This is a genomic window from Enterobacter sp. 725m/11 (assembly GCF_011683705.1).
Lineage (GTDB): Bacteria > Pseudomonadota > Gammaproteobacteria > Enterobacterales > Enterobacteriaceae > Enterobacter > Enterobacter bugandensis.
On sequence record NZ_JAAQOK010000039.1, the window covers coordinates 1 to 19,144 of the forward strand.

Annotated in this window: 20 protein-coding genes; 17 read left to right on the plus strand and 3 right to left on the minus strand. The window is 57.9% G+C overall.

Going from position 1 to position 19,144, the window contains the following annotated elements; translation table 11 throughout:
* Nucleotides 1-112: 112 nt before the first annotated feature.
* Entirely contained in the window at nt 113-937 is an 825-nt protein-coding gene (locus HBA26_RS16510; protein WP_048959475.1) for a MurR/RpiR family transcriptional regulator, read from the minus strand.
* Between the two features lie 165 nt (nt 938-1,102).
* Between HBA26_RS16510 and HBA26_RS16515 the strand changes: the two genes are divergently transcribed.
* The 3 genes from HBA26_RS16515 to queE are packed head-to-tail and all read left to right on the plus strand — an operon-like array spanning nt 1,103 to nt 4,095.
* A complete protein-coding gene (locus HBA26_RS16515) occupies nt 1,103-2,662 on the plus strand; it encodes a maltose/glucose-specific PTS transporter subunit IIC (RefSeq protein WP_069732761.1) in 1,560 nt (519 codons plus the stop codon).
* A complete protein-coding gene (locus tag HBA26_RS16520) occupies nt 2,662-3,369 on the plus strand; it encodes an N-acetylmannosamine-6-phosphate 2-epimerase (protein WP_045261276.1) in 708 nt (235 codons plus the stop codon). The genes HBA26_RS16515 and HBA26_RS16520 overlap by 1 nt, the downstream gene beginning before the upstream one ends.
* A 54-nt stretch (nt 3,370-3,423) precedes the next feature.
* Nucleotides 3,424-4,095: a 7-carboxy-7-deazaguanine synthase QueE gene (gene queE, locus HBA26_RS16525; RefSeq protein WP_028014249.1), complete on the plus strand. Its 672-nt coding sequence runs from the start codon at nt 3,424-3,426 to the stop codon at nt 4,093-4,095.
* Between the two features lie 29 nt (nt 4,096-4,124).
* On the opposite strand, the gene queD is transcribed toward queE, so the two are convergent.
* On the minus strand, nt 4,125-4,490 hold the full coding sequence (gene queD, locus HBA26_RS16530; protein WP_206512918.1) for a 6-carboxytetrahydropterin synthase QueD: 366 nt from the start codon (nt 4,488-4,490) through the stop codon (nt 4,125-4,127).
* Nucleotides 4,491-4,793: 303 nt separating this feature from the next.
* Between queD and cysJ the strand changes: the two genes are divergently transcribed.
* From cysJ to cysH, 3 genes are read left to right on the plus strand one after another with little or no spacing between them, the layout of a single operon-like run.
* Entirely contained in the window at nt 4,794-6,599 is a 1,806-nt protein-coding gene (cysJ, locus tag HBA26_RS16535) for an NADPH-dependent assimilatory sulfite reductase flavoprotein subunit (protein WP_126344958.1), read from the plus strand.
* Nucleotides 6,599-8,311, plus strand: a complete 1,713-nt coding sequence (gene cysI / locus HBA26_RS16540) for an assimilatory sulfite reductase (NADPH) hemoprotein subunit (RefSeq protein WP_166720960.1) — start codon at nt 6,599-6,601, stop codon at nt 8,309-8,311. Before cysJ ends, cysI begins: the two co-directional genes overlap by 1 nt.
* Nucleotides 8,312-8,326: 15 nt before the next feature.
* Nucleotides 8,327-9,061 carry a phosphoadenosine phosphosulfate reductase gene (cysH, locus tag HBA26_RS16545; protein ID WP_126344960.1) on the plus strand — a complete coding sequence of 245 codons (735 nt, stop codon included), beginning with the start codon at nt 8,327-8,329 and terminating at the stop codon, nt 9,059-9,061.
* Nucleotides 9,062-9,107: 46 nt separating this feature from the next.
* Here the strand turns inward: cysH and HBA26_RS16550 are convergent, their stop codons facing one another.
* Entirely contained in the window at nt 9,108-10,151 is a 1,044-nt protein-coding gene (locus tag HBA26_RS16550) for an aminopeptidase (protein WP_126344961.1), read from the minus strand.
* A 246-nt stretch (nt 10,152-10,397) separates the two neighbouring features.
* Here HBA26_RS16550 and cysG point away from each other — a divergent pair, with 246 nt between their 5' ends.
* The 11 genes from cysG (at nt 10,398) to HBA26_RS16605 (ending at nt 19,097) form a co-directional block, all read left to right on the plus strand.
* On the plus strand, nt 10,398-11,747 hold the full coding sequence (gene cysG / locus HBA26_RS16555; RefSeq protein ID WP_162196524.1) for a siroheme synthase CysG: 1,350 nt from the start codon (nt 10,398-10,400) through the stop codon (nt 11,745-11,747).
* A gap of 9 nt (nt 11,748-11,756) precedes the next feature.
* Entirely contained in the window at nt 11,757-12,665 is a 909-nt protein-coding gene (gene cysD, locus HBA26_RS16560) for a sulfate adenylyltransferase subunit CysD (RefSeq protein ID WP_008499613.1), read from the plus strand.
* 9 nt (nt 12,666-12,674) lie between these two features.
* The gene (gene cysN / locus HBA26_RS16565; protein WP_048959480.1) at nt 12,675-14,099 is read left to right on the plus strand and encodes a sulfate adenylyltransferase subunit CysN; all 1,425 of its coding nucleotides are present in this window, start codon (nt 12,675-12,677) and stop codon (nt 14,097-14,099) included.
* Nucleotides 14,099-14,704: an adenylyl-sulfate kinase gene (gene cysC / locus HBA26_RS16570; RefSeq protein WP_028014242.1), complete on the plus strand. Its 606-nt coding sequence runs from the start codon at nt 14,099-14,101 to the stop codon at nt 14,702-14,704. The genes cysN and cysC overlap by 1 nt, the downstream gene beginning before the upstream one ends.
* Before the next feature lie 58 nt (nt 14,705-14,762).
* Nucleotides 14,763-15,089: a DUF3561 family protein gene (locus tag HBA26_RS16575; protein WP_028014241.1), complete on the plus strand. Its 327-nt coding sequence runs from the start codon at nt 14,763-14,765 to the stop codon at nt 15,087-15,089.
* A gap of 79 nt (nt 15,090-15,168) precedes the next feature.
* Nucleotides 15,169-15,480 carry a cell division protein FtsB gene (ftsB, locus tag HBA26_RS16580; protein ID WP_003862095.1) on the plus strand — a complete coding sequence of 104 codons (312 nt, stop codon included), beginning with the start codon at nt 15,169-15,171 and terminating at the stop codon, nt 15,478-15,480.
* Nucleotides 15,481-15,499: 19 nt separating this feature from the next.
* Nucleotides 15,500-16,210, plus strand: a complete 711-nt coding sequence (ispD, locus tag HBA26_RS16585) for a 2-C-methyl-D-erythritol 4-phosphate cytidylyltransferase (RefSeq protein WP_126326394.1) — start codon at nt 15,500-15,502, stop codon at nt 16,208-16,210.
* Nucleotides 16,210-16,689, plus strand: coding sequence for a 2-C-methyl-D-erythritol 2,4-cyclodiphosphate synthase (gene ispF, locus HBA26_RS16590; RefSeq protein ID WP_006811766.1), 480 nt, complete (start codon nt 16,210-16,212; stop codon nt 16,687-16,689). The genes ispD and ispF overlap by 1 nt, the downstream gene beginning before the upstream one ends.
* Nucleotides 16,686-17,735 carry a tRNA pseudouridine(13) synthase TruD gene (gene truD / locus HBA26_RS16595; RefSeq protein ID WP_047367485.1) on the plus strand — a complete coding sequence of 350 codons (1,050 nt, stop codon included), beginning with the start codon at nt 16,686-16,688 and terminating at the stop codon, nt 17,733-17,735. Before ispF ends, truD begins: the two co-directional genes overlap by 4 nt.
* Nucleotides 17,716-18,477: a 5'/3'-nucleotidase SurE gene (gene surE, locus HBA26_RS16600; protein WP_041908434.1), complete on the plus strand. Its 762-nt coding sequence runs from the start codon at nt 17,716-17,718 to the stop codon at nt 18,475-18,477. Before truD ends, surE begins: the two co-directional genes overlap by 20 nt.
* Nucleotides 18,471-19,097, plus strand: coding sequence for a protein-L-isoaspartate(D-aspartate) O-methyltransferase (locus HBA26_RS16605; protein ID WP_028014237.1), 627 nt, complete (start codon nt 18,471-18,473; stop codon nt 19,095-19,097). The genes surE and HBA26_RS16605 overlap by 7 nt, the downstream gene beginning before the upstream one ends.
* Nucleotides 19,098-19,144: the final 47 nt, after the last annotated feature.

Below are 19,144 nucleotides of genomic sequence, written 5' to 3' on the forward strand. Positions count from 1 at the left end.
TCCGTCGTCGGCAGCGTCAGATGTGTATAAGAGACAGAATGAATTGAGCCCTGCTTAAGTAAAATTGAGAAAAATAAAACGCAGGCTATTTTATTTAGCCTGCGAATGGTTTTCAGAGCAGAAGAGGAAGCGTGGCGCTGGCCGTTTGCTGGCTGACGTCAGCGTAATGACCATCCATCGCAATCATGGATGTCGTAAGTAATTCGACCAGCAGCATCACCCCAACTTTGGCATTGAGCGCGCCCGCGCTAAGAGGGCCTTCTGGCTTGGCGGCCACCAGCAGCATATCGCTAAGAGACGCCAGCGGGCTGCGGGGCGTGTTGCTGAGCGCCAGAACCTTCACCCCGCGCTTGCGGGCAAGTTTCACCACGTGAAGTAAATCTCGCGTTGAACCGGAGCTGGAGATCGCCACCACCAGCGTCTCTGCCGAAAGCGTGGTCGCATTCATGGCTGCGCGGTGCATATCGCTAAACAGCTGTGCGGATTTACCCAGCCTTAATAACTTGTAATGCAGATACTCCCCGAGGATTGCGCTGGCCGCGACGCCATAAATCTGCACGGACTGCGCCTGATGCAGCGCCAGTGCGGCTTTTTCAAGCAGCGCGCGGTCGAGGAGTCTCGCGGTATCCTGTAAAGCCTGCACCGATTCATCCACCACGCTGTCAATCTCATCCCCCGCCTGACGTGCGGGCTGCCCCTGCTGAATATCCAGCGCCAGCGCCATTTTGAATTCGTTATACCCCTTACACCCGAGCGTCCGGCAAAGACGCGTCACGCTGGCCTCGCTGGTGTGGCTCTCTCGCGCCAGTTCGGTGATGGTCAGGTAGAGCACCCGGGCAGGGTCGCTGAGGACAAACTCACCGAGTTTTTGTTGCGTTGGGCTGTACCCGGAAGCCTCCTGGCGGAGCTTCAGCAGCAGGTTTTCATGGTCCGACATGCCACGTCCTTAATGTGTTTCATTGCGACTAGTGTGGCGGAAAGCGGGGGAAAGATGCCAGTCATTTTAAAAAAGTATGATCGGCCTCCTGGTTTGCGATGATAATTTTCACTATAAAATATTTATATGGTAAAAATTTTCATCTTTTAATGGGGGGATGAAAAAATGATGCAAATATTCAGTGGCGCTTCGTCGGGTGGATGGTTTGAAAAAGCGCAGCGCTTTGGCAAATCCTTTATGTTGCCTATCGCCGTATTGCCCGCGGCGGGTCTGCTGCTCGGTATCGGCGGGGCGTTATCGAACCCTAATACGCTGGCGGCCTATCCGTTTTTAGATGTGGGCTGGCTACAGGCCATTTTCACCATCATGAGCAGTGCGGGTTCGATTGTGTTTGCGAACCTCTCGGTGCTGTTTGCGGTTGGGGTGGCCGTCGGGCTGGCAAAAAACGATAAGGGCACGGCGGGGCTGGCAGCGCTACTCGCGTTTCTGGTGATGAACGCCACCATCAACGCGCTGCTGATCCTCACCGGCAAACTGGCGCACGAGAACCCGGGCGCTGTAGGGCAGGGCATGACGCTGGGTATTCAGACGCTGGAAACCGGGGTGTTTGGCGGCGTGGTGATTGGTCTCGTGACCTGCGCGCTGCATCATCGGTTTAACAAGATAGCGCTTCCGCAGTTCCTGGGCTTTTTTGGCGGCTCGCGCTTTGTCCCGATTATCAGCTCGCTGGCGGCGATACTCGTTGGCGCGATCATGACCGTGGTCTGGCCGCATTTCCAGAAGCTTATTTTTGGTCTGGGCGGGCTGGTGGATGCCACCGGTTATCTTGGCACGCTGCTGTACGGCTTTATTTTGCGCATGCTTGGCCCGTTTGGTCTGCACCACATCTTCTATCTGCCGTTCTGGACCACCGCGCTCGGCGGCAGCGAGATCGTCAACGGCCACCTGGTTGAGGGCACGCAGCGGATCTTCTTCGCTCAGCTCGCCGACCCGAACACGCAGCATTTCTATGAAGGCACGTCACGCTTCATGTCCGGGCGCTTTATCACGATGATGTTTGGCCTGCTTGGTGCCTGCCTGGCGATGTACCACACGGCGAAACCGGAGAACAAAAAGCGCGTTGCCGGGCTGCTGCTCTCCGCGGCGTTAACCTCATTCCTGACGGGAATTACCGAGCCCATCGAGTTCTCCTTCCTGTTCATTGCCCCGGTGCTCTACGTCATTCACGCGCTGTTTGACGGGCTGGCGTTTATGCTCGCGCACATGCTGCACATCACCATCGGGCAGACCTTCTCCGGTGGTTTTATTGACTTCGTGCTGTTCGGCATTTTGCAGGGGGAGGCCAAAACCAACTGGATGTTCGTTCCGCTGGTCGGCGTGCCGTGGTTCTTCCTCTACTACTTCACTTTCCGCTACCTGATTAACCGCTTTGATTTCGCCACGCCGGGCCGTGAAAAGGAGGCGATGGTGGATGACGTCAGCCTGCCGCAAAGCGAGCGCGCTGCGGCGGTGATCGCCGGGTTGGGAGGAAAAGACAATCTGGAAGAGGTGGACTGCTGCGCCACGCGGCTTCGCGTGACGGTCAAAGACGGCAGCAAAGTGAATGACGCGGCGCTGAAAGCCACCGGCGCGCGCGGCGTTATCGTGCGCGGTAACGGTGTACAGGTCATTTATGGCCCGCACGTCACGATTATCAAAAACGAAGTGGAAGAGATTTTATCGTAATGAAAAATGTACTGGATAACCTGAAGGGAAAACTGGTCGTCTCCTGTCAGGCGCTGGAAAACGAACCGCTGCACAGCCCGTTTATCATGTCGCGAATGGCGCTGGCGGCGGCACAGGGTGGAGCCTTCGCCATTCGCGCCAACAGCGTGGTAGATATCGAGGCCATTAAACAGCAGGTGTCTTTACCGGTTATCGGCATCATCAAACGGGACTATCCAGGGAGCGAAGTATTTATCACCGCTACGATGAAAGAGGTGGATGAGCTCATGGCCGTCTCTCCGGAAATCATTGCCCTTGATGCGACGGCGCGGGAACGTCCTGGCGGTGAATCCCTGGAAACACTGGTCACGGCCATCCGCTCACGTTACCCCTCGGTACTGCTGATGGCAGATATTTCCACCGTAGACGAAGCCGTGACGGCGCAGACGCTTGGCTTTGACTGCGTCGGTACCACGCTGTACGGCTATACGGCGGAAACGGCAGGCCATACGCTTCCGGAGAATGACTGTGCGTTCCTGAAAGCGGTGCTGGCGGCCGTGACGGTCCCCGTGGTTGCCGAAGGCAACGTGGATACGCCCGAGCGCGCGGCCCGGTGTCTGGCGCTGGGCGCGCATACGGTCGTTGTCGGCGGGGCGATCACCCGCCCACAGCAAATTACCGCGCGCTTTATGGCGGCGATTAGCGCGCAAAGCACCGATGGAGCATGACCATCCGACGGGGATCTGCGATACTTATCGTTTATCCCCTTTACTGAGATGACTATGCAGTACCCGATTAACGAGATGTTCCAGACCCTGCAAGGCGAGGGTTACTTTACCGGCGTTCCCGCTATCTTTATTCGTTTACAGGGATGCCCGGTTGGCTGTGCCTGGTGTGATACCAAACATACGTGGGATAAGCTCGCAGATCGGGAAGTGTCGCTGTTTAGCATTCTGGCGAAAACCAAAGAGAGCGATAAGTGGGGCGCGGGCAGTGCAGAAGACCTGCTGGCCATTATTGGTCGCCAGGGCTGGACGGCTCGCCACGTCGTCATCACCGGCGGCGAACCTTGCATTCACGATCTGACGCCGCTGACCGAGCTGCTCGAAAAGAACGGCTACAGCTGCCAGATTGAGACCAGCGGCACCCATGAAGTGCGCTGCTCGCACACCACCTGGGTGACGGTATCGCCAAAAGTGAATATGCGTGGCGGGTATGACGTGCTGTCTCAGGCGCTGGAGCGCGCGGATGAAATTAAGCATCCGGTAGGACGCGTACGTGATATCGAAGCGCTGGATGAACTGCTGGCAACGCTGACGGATGAGAAGCAGCGGGTAATCGCCCTGCAGCCGATCAGCCAGAAAGAGGATGCGACGCGCCTGTGCATTGAAACCTGCATTGCGCGCAACTGGCGGCTGTCGATGCAGACGCACAAGTATCTGAATATTGCCTAGAAAAAAGCCCGGTTTTGCCGGGCTTTTTTTTACTCTCCGCGATACACGCAGCCTGCCGTGCAGGTTTCTTTGATCATCACCGCGCTCAGCAGCGGTACCAGCGGCTTCATCTGATCCCAGATCCATTTTGCCAGCACTTCGCTGGTCGGGTTTTCCAGGCCCGGAATATCGTTGAGATAGTAGTGATCCAGACGATCGTAGATCGGCTTAAACGCGGCCTTCAGCTCGGCAAAGTCCATGATCCAACCGGTATGCGGATCAACTTCACCGGTGATCTCAAGACGCACCATAAACGAATGCCCGTGCAGGCGGCCGCATTTATGTCCTGCAGGAACGTGCGGAAGGTGGTGGGCGGCTTCGAAGGTGAAATCTTTAAACAGTGTGGTGGACATGATCGCTCTCAGTAATGCGGAAAAAACCGCCGCATAGTACCGGAAAGCACAATTTTTAGCATTAACTAAAACGGCTCTGAACGGTGAACGCCCGGTATTCAGGGTGATTATTGGTTTTTATTCTTTTATTTCAAATGGTTATTCAATCGTTTTTATCGCTAAGAACGATAACTAAAACAGGTTAGTCCATTTGGTTATTTATTATTTCCATCCCTTCTTTAATTGTTATTATCCACGCCGTTAACCTTATCTTCAGTTTGGATTTATTCGCTTAAAGTCCGCTTGGCTACTGGAACATAACGACGCATGACAACACAGGCCCCACCTTCAAATTTGCTTCCCCTTAACCCGGAGCAACTGGCGCGCCTTCAGGCTGCCACCTCTGATTTTTCTCCCACTCAGCTTGCCTGGGTCTCCGGTTATTTCTGGGGAATGCTCAACCAGCAGCCTGGCGCGGTGGCTGGCGCACCGGCAACGGCCGTGGAAATTCCTGCCATTACGCTGATTAGCGCCTCGCAGACGGGCAACGCCCGCCGCGTGGCCGAAGCGCTGCGTGATGATCTGCTGGCCGCCAAACTGAACGTGAACCTGGTCAACGCCGGGGATTATAAATTCAAACAAATCGCGTCAGAAAAACTGCTGGTGATGGTCGCCTCGACCCAGGGTGAAGGTGAACCCGCTGAAGAAGCGGTGGCGCTGCATAAGTTCCTGTTCTCGAAAAAAGCGCCGAAGCTGAACGGCACGGCGTTTGCCGTCTTTGGCCTGGGCGATACCTCCTATGAATTCTTCTGCCAGTCCGGTAAAGATTTCGACAGCAAGCTGGCGGAGCTGGGCGCGGAGCGCCTGCTGGACCGCGTGGACGCGGATGTGGAATACCAGACTGCCGCCGCTGAATGGCGTGCGCGCATCGTTGAGGTATTGAAAGCCCGCGTCCCGAAAGAGACGCCAGCACAGGCCGCGGTGACCGCTGCGGGCACCGTCAATGAGATCCACACCAGCCCGTACACCAAAGAGTCGCCGCTGACGGCGAGCCTGTCGGTGAACCAGAAAATTACGGGCCGCGACTCGGAAAAAGACGTGCGCCATATTGAAATCGATCTTGGCGACTCCGGCCTGCGCTATCAGCCTGGCGATGCGCTGGGCGTCTGGTATCAGAACGATCCGGCGCTGGTGAAAGAGTTGGTGGAACTGCTGTGGCTGAAGGGTGACGAGCCCGTCACCGTTGACGGCAAAACCCAGCCACTTTCAGAGGCGCTGCAGTGGCATTTCGAGCTGACGGTGAACACCCCGAATATCGTCGAGAATTATGCCACCCTAACGCGCAGCGAATCCCTGCTGCCGCTGGTGGGCGACAAAGCGAAGCTGCAGCATTACGCCGCGACGACGCCGATTGTCGATATGGTGCGTTTCTCTCCGGCACAGCTGGATGCCGATGCGCTGATCGGTCTGCTGCGTCCGCTGACCCCACGCCTGTACTCTATTGCCTCTTCCCAGGCGGAAGTGGAAAGCGAAGTTCACGTTACCGTCGGCGTGGTGCGCTACGACATCGAAGGCCGCGCCCGCGCGGGTGGGGCATCAAGCTTCCTGGCGGACCGCGTGGAAGAAGAGGGCGAGGTGCGCGTCTTTATCGAGCACAACGACAACTTCCGCCTGCCGGCGAACCCGGAGACGCCGGTGATCATGATTGGCCCGGGCACCGGCATCGCGCCGTTCCGCGCCTTTATGCAGCAGCGTGCCGCGGACGACGCGCCGGGTAAAAACTGGCTGTTCTTTGGCAACCCGCACTTTACCGAAGATTTCCTCTACCAGGTTGAGTGGCAGCGCTACGTCAAAGAGGGCCTACTGACCCGCATCGATCTGGCCTGGTCCCGCGATCAGAAAGAAAAAGTATACGTACAAGACAAACTGCGCGAACAGGGCGCAGAGCTGTGGCGCTGGATCAATGACGGTGCCCACATTTATGTCTGCGGCGACGCCAATCGCATGGCGAAAGACGTTGAGCAGGCACTGCTGGAAGTGATTGCCGAATTCGGCGGTATGGATGCCGAAGCGGCGGATGAATTTTTAAGTGAGCTGCGCGTTGAGCGCCGTTATCAGCGAGATGTCTACTAATGAGCGAAAAACATCCAGGGCCACTGGTGGTCGAAGGTAAACTGACAGACGCCGAGCGCATGAAGCTGGAAAGCAACTATCTGCGCGGCACCATTGCTGAAGATCTGAATGACGGTCTGACCGGCGGTTTCAAAGGCGACAACTTCCTGCTGATCCGTTTCCACGGCATGTATCAGCAGGACGACCGCGATATCCGCGCCGAGCGCGCAGAACAGAAGCTGGAGCCGCGCCACGCGATGCTGCTGCGCTGCCGCCTGCCGGGTGGAGTGATCACCACCAAACAGTGGCAGGCGATCGACAAATTTGCGGGTGAAAACACGATTTATGGCAGCATCCGCCTGACCAACCGTCAGACCTTCCAGTTCCACGGGATTCTGAAGAAGAACGTGAAGCCGGTGCACCAGATGCTCCACTCCGTGGGTCTGGACGCGCTGGCGACCGCCAACGACATGAACCGTAACGTGCTCTGCACCTCGAACCCGTATGAGTCCGAGCTGCATGCCGAAGCGTATGAGTGGGCGAAGAAAATTTCCGAGCACCTGCTGCCGCGTACCCGCGCCTATGCGGAGATCTGGCTCGATCAGGAAAAAGTCGCGACCACCGACGAAGAGCCGATCCTCGGTCAGACCTACCTGCCGCGTAAGTTCAAAACCACGGTGGTGATCCCGCCGCAGAACGACATCGATCTGCACGCCAACGACATGAACTTCGTGGCGATTGCCGAGAACGGCAAGCTGATTGGCTTTAACCTGCTGGTGGCCGGCGGCCTGTCTATTGAGCACGGTAATAAGAAAACCTACGCCCGCACCGCGAGCGAGTTCGGCTTCCTGCCGCTGGAGCATACGCTGGCCGTGGCGGAAGCGGTAGTGACCACCCAGCGCGACTGGGGCAACCGTACCGACCGTAAAAACGCGAAAACCAAGTACACTCTGGAGCGCGTGGGCGTTGAAACGTTCAAAGCGGAAGTGGAGCGTCGCGCGGGGATCAAATTTGAGCCGATCCGCCCTTACGAATTCACCGGTCGCGGCGATCGCATCGGCTGGGTGAAAGGCATCGACAATAACTGGCACCTGACGCTGTTCATTGAAAATGGCCGTATTCTGGATTATCCGGGCCGCCCGCTGAAAACCGGTCTGCTGGAAATCGCTAAGATCCACAAAGGCGAGTTCCGTATCACCGCTAACCAGAACCTGATCGTCGCCAGCGTGCCGGAAAGCGAAAAGGCGAAAATTGAGGAGCTGGCGCGCGAGCACGGGTTGATGAACGCGGTGAAGCCACAGCGTGAAAACTCGATGGCCTGCGTGTCGTTCCCGACCTGTCCGCTGGCGATGGCCGAAGCCGAGCGTTTCCTGCCGTCATTTACGGACAAAGTGGAAGCGATTCTGGAAAAACACGGTATTCCGGACGAGCATATTGTTATGCGCGTGACGGGCTGCCCGAACGGCTGCGGTCGCGCGATGCTGGCCGAGCTCGGTCTGGTGGGGAAAGCGCCGGGCCGCTATAACCTGCACCTGGGCGGTAACCGTATCGGCACGCGTATCCCGCGTATGTTCCGCGAGAACATCACCGAGCCGGAAATTCTCGATTCCCTCGACGTGCTTGTCGGGCGCTGGGCAAAAGAGCGCGAAGCGGGTGAAGGCTTCGGGGACTTTACGGTGCGTGCGGGCATCATTCGCCCGGTGCTCGATCCCGCCAGGGATTTCTGGGAGTAACCACGAGAGGTAATTATGTCCGTACTCGATCTAAACGCCCTTAATGACCTGCCAAAAGTCGAACGCATTCTGGCCCTGGCAGAAACTAACGCCCACCTTGAAAAGCTGGACGCCGAAGGGCGCGTAGCGTGGGCGCTGGAAAACCTGCCGGGAGATTATGTGCTCTCGTCGAGCTTTGGTATTCAGGCGGCTGTGAGCCTGCATCTGGTGAATCAGATCCGTCCGGACATACCGGTGATCCTCACCGATACCGGCTACCTGTTCCCGGAAACCTACCAGTTTATCGACGAGCTGACGGACAAGCTCAGGCTGAACCTCAAAGTCTACAGCGCAACGGAAAGCGCGGCCTGGCAGGAGGCGCGCTACGGCAAGCTGTGGGAGCAGGGCGTTGAGGGCATTGAGAAATACAATGAGATCAACAAAGTTGAGCCGATGAACCGGGCGCTGAAAGAGCTGAACGCCCAGACGTGGTTTGCCGGCCTGCGCCGCGAGCAGTCCGGGAGCCGCGCAACCTTACCGGTACTGGCGGTACAGCGCGGCGTATTCAAAGTGCTGCCGATTATCGACTGGGATAACCGGACGGTGTATCAGTACCTGCAAGAACACGGGCTCAAGTACCATCCGCTATGGGACCAGGGCTACCTGTCCGTAGGCGACACCCACACCACGCGCAAATGGGAGCCGGGAATGGCGGAAGAAGAGACGCGATTCTTCGGGCTGAAGCGCGAGTGCGGATTGCACGAAGGGTAATGTATTTTAGCCCGGTAAGGCGTAGCCGCCACCGGGCTTAACGACATCAGGCTTTGCCCGCTTTCGCCAGCTCCTTCACCAGCGGTAGCATCACTTTCACGACATCCCGGCTGCGGTGCTCAATCCGCTGCGGCAGCGTTTTATCAATGTGCTGCTGATTATCCAGCCGCACGTCATGCCAGCTGGTCCCGTCCGGGAACGCTTTCGATTTAGCGCGCTGCTGATAGCCATCCTTTTTGCCCAGCGCCCAATTCGTCGCCTCGACGTACAGCACCGGAATGCCTGCTTTATCAAACACTTCCCCGTCGTTACAACAGCCAGTGCCTTTTGGGTAATCCGGGTTACCGCCTGGGTTTGTTGCAGCATAGACGCCATGCGTACGGGCAAGCGCCAGCGCGCGGTCGCGGGTGAGTTTACGCACGCTGCGCGGCGTGCTCTGTCCACTATTAAAATAGAGCTTATCGCCCACGATCAGGTTATCGAGGTTAATCACCAGCAGCGTATTTTTCTTCTCCTCAGCGCTCATCCGTTTAAGGAGATTCTCAGCGCCGAGTTTTCCTTCTTCTTCGCCGCTGGTCGCCACAAAGCGAATACCGTATTTCGTCGGAATATTTTTAAGGCGTTCAGCCAGTTCAAGCATCACGCCGAGACCCGCTGCGTTATCGTCCATGCCCTGCAGCGTCAGTCCCCCGAGGTTATTATCAATATCGGCGTCGCTCATTGGCGCATAGGTATCCAGGTGCGCCATGATAATAATCTGCTCAGCCGCTTTCCCCTCATGCGCCGCAATCACCGTGCTGCCGGTCACGTTATGCCAGTTTTGCGTTTTATTGCGTGAGGTATAGATGTAGCGGCTGTGAAACGAGCGTATGTCACTCTGGTAGCCCATCTGTGCAAACTGCTGGCGAATATAGTCGGCGGAGAGCATCTCCGCGGGTGAACCGGTCATGCGGCCAGGGAAAACCGTCGCAATATGTCGCGCCTGCATAGTGGCGATTTCACCATAGGGTTGATTTTTTGCCTGAGCCGGAAGGATAAAGCAAACGCCGAGCGCCAGGGCAGCAATACGGTGGCGCGTTGCGGAAAACATAGTGAGTCCTTAAAAACAGAGCAAAATAATAACGTGCATAGTATGAAACTGTGATCGTCCATACACAATTTGAATTGCTCTTAAATGCCCGAAATTTCGCGTGTTAAGCATTTTTTGGTATTTGCTTTTTCACGGCGTTATTCCATTGAGTAACTACTCATTCCAATTCGTAATTTCATTCGATCTAAGCCGCCCCCTATAGTCCCTCTATTCCTCGTTGTTAGTGAGTTGTTGCCTGTGGACTATCTGCCCCTTTTTGCCGCCTTAAAAGACCGACCGGTACTGGTTGTCGGCACGGGAGAAATTGCCGATCGCAAAATCGCGTTTTTGCAGCGCGCAGGGGCACAGGTGCGGGTTGTTGAAGAGGCGGATTTCGACGAGTCACAGATCGACAGCGTGGTGCTGGTGATTGCGGCGACTGAAAATCGGGAACTTAACCGGCGGGTCTCCGACGCGGCCCAGGCCCGTTACCGTCTGGTGAACGTGGTGGACGACCAGCCTTTATGCTCGTTTATCTTCCCGTCGATCGTTGACCGCTCGCCGCTGCTGGTGGCGATCTCCTCCGGCGGCACCGCGCCAGTGCTGGCGCGCGTGCTGCGGGAAAAGATCGAAGCGCTGCTGCCGACCAGCCTCGGGCGCATGGCGGAGAAAGCCAGCTACTGGCGCAACCATTTAAAAAACCGCCTGACCAGCGTGACGGAACGCCGTCGCTTCTGGGAGCGCGTATTTCGCGGCCGCTTTGCCAGCCTGATGCAGGCGGGCAATGAGACGGCGGCGCAGAAAATTCTCGAAGACGAACTGGATAACCCCGGCAGTACGGGCGGGGAAATTATTCTGGTGGGAGCCGGGCCGGGCGATGCCGGTTTGCTGACGCTGCGCGGCCTGCAGGTGCTGCAGGATGCGGACGTGGTGTTCTACGACCACCTGGTCACCGATGGCGTGCGCGAGCTGATCCGTCGCGATGCGGAGCAAATCTGCGTCGGCAAACGGGCGGGGGAACACTCCGTGCCGCAGCACGATACCAACCAGATGCTGATTGACGCCGCGAAAGCGGGCAAAACCGTGGTCCGCCTGAAAGGGGGCGACCCGTTCATTTTCGGTCGTGGCGGTGAAGAACTGCAGGCGGCAGCCGAGGCGGGCGTACCGTTCCAGGTGGTGCCCGGCATCACGGCGGCCTCTGCGGTGACGGCCTACGCCGGCATTCCGCTGACCCATCGCGATTACGCCCAGAGCGTCACCTTTGTGACCGGGCACTACAAGGCCGACAGCACGCCGTTCGACTGGTCGCACCTCGCCCAGAGCCGACAAACGCTGGCGATATACATGGGCACGATGAAGGCCGCAGACATCAGCGAACAGCTTATTCAGCACGGTCGCGAGGCGACGACGCCCGTTGCCGTCATTTCTCGCGGTACGCGCGTCGATCAGCATGTCGCTATCGGCACATTACAAGACCTTGCAACCCTGGCGAAAGACGCCCCGATGCCTGCCCTGATCGTGGTGGGAGAGGTGGTGCAGCTGCACAGCACCCTCGCCTGGTTCCAACACACAACCGATACAGAAGGCTTTGGTTCTTCTGTTGTAAATTTGGCTTAAGGAACGGTTATGGACCAAAAACGACTTACTCACCTGCGGCAGCTCGAAGCGGAAAGTATCCATATTATCCGCGAAGTGGCCGCCGAGTTCTCTAACCCGGTGATGATGTACTCCATCGGTAAAGATTCCAGCGTCATGCTGCACCTGGCGCGTAAAGCGTTTTATCCGGGCACGCTGCCGTTCCCGCTGCTGCACGTGGATACCGGCTGGAAATTCCGCGAAATGTACGAATTCCGCGACCGTACCGCCAAAGCCTACGGCTGCGAGCTGCTGGTGCACAAAAATCCGGAAGGGGTGGCGATGGGCATTAACCCGTTCGTCCACGGCAGCGCCAAGCATACCGACATCATGAAAACCGAAGGGCTGAAGCAGGCGCTGAACAAGTACGGTTTTGACGCGGCCTTCGGCGGCGCGCGGCGTGACGAAGAAAAATCCCGCGCCAAAGAGCGTATCTACTCCTTCCGCGACCGCTTCCATCGCTGGGATCCGAAAAACCAGCGCCCGGAGCTGTGGCATAACTACAACGGCCAGATCAACAAGGGCGAAAGCATTCGTGTCTTCCCGCTCTCTAACTGGACCGAGCTGGATATCTGGCAGTACATCTATCTGGAAAACATCGAGATTGTTCCGCTGTACCTGGCCGCCGAGCGCCCGGTGCTGGAGCGCGACGGCATGCTGATGATGATTGACGACGATCGTATCGACCTGCAGCCGGGTGAAGTGATCAAAAAACAGATGGTCCGTTTCCGTACCCTCGGCTGCTGGCCGCTGACCGGCGCGGTGGAATCGAACGCGCAGACGCTGCCGGAGATCATCGAAGAGATGCTGGTGTCCACAACCAGCGAGCGACAGGGGCGCGTGATTGACCGCGACCAGGCAGGCTCCATGGAGCTGAAGAAACGTCAGGGTTATTTCTAAGGAGCCGCCATGAACACCACTATTGCTCAACAAATTGCCAACGAAGGCGGCGTGGAAGCGTATCTGCACGCCCAACAACATAAAAGCCTGCTGCGCTTTCTGACCTGCGGCAGCGTGGATGACGGGAAAAGTACCCTTATTGGCCGCCTGCTGCACGACACGCGCCAGATTTATGAAGATCAGCTCTCTTCCCTGCATAACGACAGCAAGCGTCACGGCACCCAGGGCGAAAAACTTGACCTGGCGCTGCTGGTGGACGGCCTTCAGGCGGAGCGCGAGCAGGGCATCACTATTGACGTGGCCTATCGCTATTTCTCCACCGAGAAGCGCAAGTTTATTATCGCCGACACCCCGGGGCACGAGCAGTACACCCGCAATATGGCGACCGGCGCATCCACCTGCGATCTGGCGATCCTGCTGATGGACGCCCGTAAAGGCGTGCTGGATCAAACCCGTCGCCACAGCTTTATCTCCACTTTGCTGGGGATCAAGCACCTGGTGGTGGCGGTCAACAAGATGGATCTGGTGAACTTCAGCGAAGAAAAATTCGAGGAGATCCGCCAGAGCTACCTGACCTTTGCCGAACAGCTGCCGGGCAACCTGGATATTCGCTTTGTGCCGCTCTCGGCGCTGGAAGGGGATAACGTCGCCTCCCAGAGCGCGAACATGCCGTGGTACAGCGGCCCGACGCTGCTGGAAGTGCTCGAAACCGTTGAAATTCAGCGCGTGGTCGACACTCAGCCAATGCGCTTCCCGGTGCAGTACGTGAACCGTCCAAACCTCGATTTCCGCGGCTTCTCCGGCACTATTGCTTCCGGTTCCGTGAAGGTGGGGCAGCGCGTTAAGGTACTGCCATCCGGCGTGGAGTCAGCAATCGCTCGCATCGTGACGTTCGACGGCGACCTGCAGGAAGCCGGGGCAGGGGAAGCGGTCACGCTGGTGCTGAAAGACGAAATTGATATCAGCCGCGGTGACCTGCTGGTCGACGCGCAGGAGACGCTGACGGCGGTGCAGGGCGCGTCCGTGGACGTGGTGTGGATGGCCGAACAGCCGCTGACCGCAGGCCAGAGCTACGACATCAAAATTGCCGGGAAGAAAACCCGCGCCCGCGTGGACGGCATTCAGTTCCAGGTGGACATCAACAACCTGACCCACCGTGACGTGAGCGAGCTGCCGCTGAACGGTATTGGCCTGGTGGATCTGACCTTCGACGAGCCGCTGGTGCTGGATCCGTATCAGCAGAACCCGGTAACCGGCGGGCTGATCTTTATTGACCGCCTGACCAACGTTACCGTCGGCGCGGGCATGGTGCGCGAGCCTAACGCGCAGGCGAGCGTGACCTCTGAGTTCAGCGCCTTCGAGCTGGAGCTGAACGCGCTGGTGCGTAAGCACTTCCCGCACTGGGGCGCACGCGATCTGCTGGGAGGCAAGTAATGGCCGCCCATGATGAGAACGTCGTCTGGCATCCTCATCCGGTCACCGTCGCCCAGCGCGAACAGCTTCACGGCCACCGTGGGGTGGTGCTGTGGTTTACCGGGCTGTCTGGCTCCGGTAAATCCACGGTGGCGGGCGCGCTGGAAGAGGCGCTGCATCAGCAGGGAGTAAGTACCTACCTGCTGGATGGCGACAACGTGCGTCACGGCCTGTGCAGCGATTTGGGGTTCAGCGACGACGACCGCAAAGAGAACATCCGCCGGGTAGGTGAAGTCGCCAGCCTGATGGCAGACGCCGGGCTGGTGGTGCTGACGGCGTTTATCTCGCCGCACCGCGCCGAGCGCCAGATGGTGCGCGAGCGCGTGGGCCAGGATCGCTTTATCGAAGTGTTTGTCGATACGCCGCTGGAGATCTGCGAAGCGCGCGATCCGAAAGGGCTGTACAAAAAAGCGCGTGCCGGCGAGCTGCGAAACTTCACCGGAATTGACTCGGTTTACGAAGCGCCTGAATCGCCTGAGATTCACCTGGAAGGTCAACAATTGGTAACAAATTTAGTAAGCCAATTATTAGACCTGCTCAGACGGGACGATATTATCAGATCCTGAGGCGGTATCGTTCGGGAGCTGTCTTCCCGAACGATGAGTCACGGTCACAGGATTAGCTATGCGCAACAGTGAAAACTACATTATTACCACCGGGTCGGAACCGTTAACCACCGACAATGAGACGACCTGGTCCTTCCCTGGGGCGATAGTCGGCTTTGCGTCGTGGTTACTGGCGCTGGGTATCCCGTTTTTGATCTACGGTGGTAACACCCTTTTCTTCTTTCTCTACACCTGGCCCTTCTTCCTGGCGCTGATGCCCGTTGCGGTCGTTGTCGGGGTTGCGCTGCACTCCCTTTTCAACGGCAAGCTCCTGTACAGTACGGTTATCACGATTGCCACCGTTGTCGTGATCTTTGGCCTGCTGTTTTTATGGCTGATGGGCTAACTTGCGACATAATTAAAACCCCGCAGTAGAGTCGAACGGAAAGTTATGGGATGATGATGCCGTTTTTTCAGGGGGCAGGATGGGTAAACTAACGCTGCTGTTGCTGGCTTTGCTGGTCTGGCTGCAATATTCGTTGTGGTTCGGTAAGAACGGGCTGCACGACTACAGCCGGGTGAGCGATGACGTCGCGGCTCAGCAGGCAACAAATGCCAAACTTAAGGCGCGTAACGATCAACTCTTTGCTGAAATTGATGACCTCAATGGCGGCCAGGAGGCGATTGAGGAGCGCGCACGCAATGAACTCAGTATGACTAAGCCGGGCGAAACCTTTTATCGTCTGGTTCCGGATGCGTCTAAACGCAATCAGGGCTCAGCACAAAACAATCGATAATCAGGCCCAGGATTACGACATGGCAGCAACTTTTTCGGACGTATGTGCCGTGGTGCCGGCCGCAGGTTTTGGTCGGCGCATGCAGACAGAATGTCCCAAGCAGTACCTCTCAATTGGCGATAAAACGATCCTTGAGCACGCCGTGGCGGCGCTGCTGGCGCACCCGCGGGTGACGCACGTGGTCATCGCCATCAGTCCCGGCGACGACCGCTTTGCGCAGTTGCCGCTGGCAAACCACCCACAGATTACCGTAGTTGATGGCGGCGCCGAGCGCGCCGATTCCGTGCTGGCGGGCATTCAGGCTGCCGGAAGCGCCCAGTGGGTGCTGGTCCATGACGCGGCACGTCCGTGCCTGCATCAGGACGACCTGGCACGCCTGCTGGCGCTGAGCGAAACCAGTAAAGTGGGCGGCATTCTGGCCGCGCCGGTGCGCGACACCATGAAGCGTGCCGAGCCGGGCAAGCGTGCTATCGCCCACACCGTTGAGCGCGTCGACTTATGGCACGCGCTGACGCCGCAATTTTTCCCCCGCGAACTGCTCCACGACTGCTTAACGCGTGCCCTTAATGAAGGCGCGACCATCACGGACGAAGCCTCCGCGCTGGAGTATTGCGGTTTTCACCCCACGCTTGTTGAAGGGCGCGCTGATAATATAAAAGTGACGCGCCCGGAAGATTTACAGCTCGCGGAATTTTATCTTACCCGTTCGACCCATCAGGAGAAGGCATAATGCGAATTGGACACGGTTTTGATGTACACGCCTTTGGCGGAGAAGGCCCAATTATCATTGGCGGCGTACGTATTCCTTACGAAAAAGGGCTGCTGGCGCATTCTGATGGCGACGTGGCGCTGCATGCGCTGACCGACGCGCTGCTCGGCGCTGCCGCGCTGGGTGATATCGGCAAGCTGTTCCCGGACACCGACCCGGCCTTTAAAGGGGCGGACAGCCGCGAACTGCTGCGCGAAGCGTGGCGCCGTATTCAGGCGAAAGGTTACACCCTCGGCAACGTCGACGTGACGATTATTGCCCAGGCCCCGAAAATGCTGCCGCACATTCCGCAGATGCGCGTATTTATCGCTGAAGATCTGGGCTGCCATATGGACGACGTCAACGTCAAAGCCACCACCACGGAGAAGCTGGGCTTTACCGGTCGTGGCGAAGGGATTGCCTGTGAAGCCGTGGCGCTGCTGGTGAAGGCGGCAAAATGACGGACTTCGATAACCTGACATACCTGCACGGTAAGCCGCAGGGGAACGGGGTGCTGAAAGCCAGCCCGGAAGATTTCCTCGTGGTTGAGGATCTGGGCTTTGAACCCGATGGCGAAGGCGAACATATCCTGGTGCGTATTCTGAAAAACGGCTGCAACACCCGCTTTGTGGCCGACGCGCTGGCAAAATTCCTCAAAATTCACGCCCGGGAAGTGAGCTTTGCCGGGCAGAAAGATAAACACGCTGTCACCGAGCAGTGGCTCTGCGCCCGCGTGCCCGGCAATGCGATGCCTGATTTAAGCAAATTTGAGCTTGAAGGCTGTAAGGTGCTGGAGTACGCCCGCCACAAGCGCAAGCTGCGCCTGGGGGCGTTGAAAGGCAACGCGTTTACGCTGGTGCTGCGCGAAGTGACTAACCGTGAAGACGTTGAAAAGCGCCTGAATGCCATCAATGAACGCGGCGTTCCGAACTACTTTGGCGCGCAGCGCTTTGGCATTGGCGGCAGCAACCTGCAGGGCGCGCTGCGCTGGGCGCAAAGCGATGTGCCGGTGCGCGACAGGAATAAACGCAGTTTTTGGTTGTCGGCGGCCCGCAGCGCGTTGTTTAATCAGATTGTGAGCGAAAGGCTGAAAAAACCGGACGCGAATCAAGTTGTTGTTGGCGATGCGCTACAATTAGCGGGACGCGGAAGCTGGTTTGTGGCAACGGCCGAAGAAATGGCCGATGTGCAGTCGCGCGTGGATGCCAAAGCGCTGATGATTACCGCAGCTTTGCCGGGCTCAGGCGACTGGGGCACCCAGGGCGACGCGTTGAGCGCTGAGCACTCCGCCGTGGCGGATGCGCCGGAATTACAATCCTTGCTGGTGCGGGAAAAAGTCGAAGCAGCGCGCCGCGCGATGCTGCTCTATCCGCAGCAGTTAAGCTGGAACTGGTGGGATGACGTGACCGTCGAGTTACGCTTCTGGCTGCCGGCAGGTAGCTTTGCCACCAGTGTTGTCAGGGAACTAATCAACACCTCGGGTGATTATGCGAATATTGCTGAGTAACGATGACGGGATCCACGCGCCGGGCATTCAGACCCTGGCGAAGCACCTCCGTGAATTTGCGGATGTGCAGGTTGTGGCCCCCGATCGTAACCGCAGTGGAGCGTCTAACTCACTGACGCTGGAGTCGTCGCTTCGCACCTTTACCTTTGAAAATGGCGATATTGCCGTGCAGATGGGCACGCCGACGGACTGCGTGTTTCTGGGCGTGAACGCGCTGATGCGCCCGCGTCCGGATATCGTCGTCTCCGGCATTAACGCCGGGCCGAACCTCGGCGATGACGTGATTTACTCCGGAACGGTAGCGGCGGCAATGGAAGGGCGCCATCTGGGGTTCCCGGCGCTGGCGGTCTCGTTAAACGGCCACACGCACTACGATACCGCCGCCGCGGTGACCTGCTCGATCCTGCGGGCGCTCGGCCGCGAGCCGCTGCGTACCGGGCGCATTCTCAATATCAACGTGCCGGATCTTCCTCTTAATGAAATTAAGGGCATTCGCGTTACGCGCTGCGGAAGCCGGCATCCGGCCGATCAGGTGATCCCGCAGCAGGATCCTCGCGGCAACACGCTGTATTGGATCGGGCCTCCCGGCGATAAGTGCGATGCGGGTCCGGACACCGACTTTGCCGCCGTGGATGATGGCTATGTCTCGGTCACTCCGCTGCACGTAGATTTAACCGCTTATAGCGCGCATGATGTGGTGTCGGGCTGGCTGGATCGCGCAGGAGTGAACGCGCAATGGTAAGCAAACGTGTACAAACTCTTCTGGAACAACTTCGCGCACAGGGGATCCGCGACGAGCACGTGCTTGAAGCGCTCGCTCAGGTCCCGCGTGAGAAATTTGTAGACGAGGCGTTTGAACACAAAGCGTGGGAAAACGTAGCGCTGCCCATCGGGCAAGGCCAGACGATTTCGCAGCCTTATATGGTGGCGCGGATGACGGAGCTGCTGGAGCTCACGCCCGACTCACGCGTGCTGGAGATTGGCACCGGGTCGGGGTATCAGACCGCCATCCTGGCGCATCTGGTACACCATGTCTGTTCCGTAGAGCGGATCAAAGGTTTGCAATGGCAGGCGCGTCGTCGCCTGAAACAACTTGATTTACATAATGTTTCGACACGACACGGTGATGGATGGCAGGGTTGGCAGGCTCGCGCCCCGTTTGACGCTATCATCGTGACGGCGGCTCCGCCTGAAATTCCCGCTGCGCTCTTGTCGCAGCTGGATGAGGGGGGCATTCTTGTTCTGCCCGTCGGGGACGAGCAGCAGCTATTGAAGCGCGTTCGTCGGCGCGGCGGCGAGTATATTATCGACACCGTGGAAGCCGTGCGCTTTGTGCCTCTGGTAAAGGGGGAGTTGGCCTGAGACTCGGATTTATCCAGGGTTATTAAGGCAAATTCAGCGTATGGTGT

Excerpts from the sequence above, each read along its gene's own strand:
- HBA26_RS16510 (WP_048959475.1), bottom strand. The coding sequence starts at position 937 with ATGTCGGACCATGAAAACCTGCTGCTGAAGCTCCGCCAGGAGGCTTCC.
- HBA26_RS16515 (WP_069732761.1), top strand. The coding sequence starts at position 1,103 with ATGATGCAAATATTCAGTGGCGCTTCGTCGGGTGGATGGTTTGAAAAA.
- HBA26_RS16520 (WP_045261276.1), top strand. The coding sequence starts at position 2,662 with ATGAAAAATGTACTGGATAACCTGAAGGGAAAACTGGTCGTCTCCTGT.
- queE (WP_028014249.1), top strand. The coding sequence starts at position 3,424 with ATGCAGTACCCGATTAACGAGATGTTCCAGACCCTGCAAGGCGAGGGT.
- cysJ (WP_126344958.1), top strand. The coding sequence starts at position 4,794 with ATGACAACACAGGCCCCACCTTCAAATTTGCTTCCCCTTAACCCGGAG.
- cysI (WP_166720960.1), top strand. The coding sequence starts at position 6,599 with ATGAGCGAAAAACATCCAGGGCCACTGGTGGTCGAAGGTAAACTGACA.
- cysH (WP_126344960.1), top strand. The coding sequence starts at position 8,327 with ATGTCCGTACTCGATCTAAACGCCCTTAATGACCTGCCAAAAGTCGAA.
- HBA26_RS16550 (WP_126344961.1), bottom strand. The coding sequence starts at position 10,151 with ATGTTTTCCGCAACGCGCCACCGTATTGCTGCCCTGGCGCTCGGCGTT.
- cysD (WP_008499613.1), top strand. The coding sequence starts at position 11,757 with ATGGACCAAAAACGACTTACTCACCTGCGGCAGCTCGAAGCGGAAAGT.
- cysN (WP_048959480.1), top strand. The coding sequence starts at position 12,675 with ATGAACACCACTATTGCTCAACAAATTGCCAACGAAGGCGGCGTGGAA.
- cysC (WP_028014242.1), top strand. The coding sequence starts at position 14,099 with ATGGCCGCCCATGATGAGAACGTCGTCTGGCATCCTCATCCGGTCACC.
- HBA26_RS16575 (WP_028014241.1), top strand. The coding sequence starts at position 14,763 with ATGCGCAACAGTGAAAACTACATTATTACCACCGGGTCGGAACCGTTA.
- ftsB (WP_003862095.1), top strand. The coding sequence starts at position 15,169 with ATGGGTAAACTAACGCTGCTGTTGCTGGCTTTGCTGGTCTGGCTGCAA.
- ispD (WP_126326394.1), top strand. The coding sequence starts at position 15,500 with ATGGCAGCAACTTTTTCGGACGTATGTGCCGTGGTGCCGGCCGCAGGT.
- ispF (WP_006811766.1), top strand. The coding sequence starts at position 16,210 with ATGCGAATTGGACACGGTTTTGATGTACACGCCTTTGGCGGAGAAGGC.
- truD (WP_047367485.1), top strand. The coding sequence starts at position 16,686 with ATGACGGACTTCGATAACCTGACATACCTGCACGGTAAGCCGCAGGGG.
- surE (WP_041908434.1), top strand. The coding sequence starts at position 17,716 with ATGCGAATATTGCTGAGTAACGATGACGGGATCCACGCGCCGGGCATT.
- HBA26_RS16605 (WP_028014237.1), top strand. The coding sequence starts at position 18,471 with ATGGTAAGCAAACGTGTACAAACTCTTCTGGAACAACTTCGCGCACAG.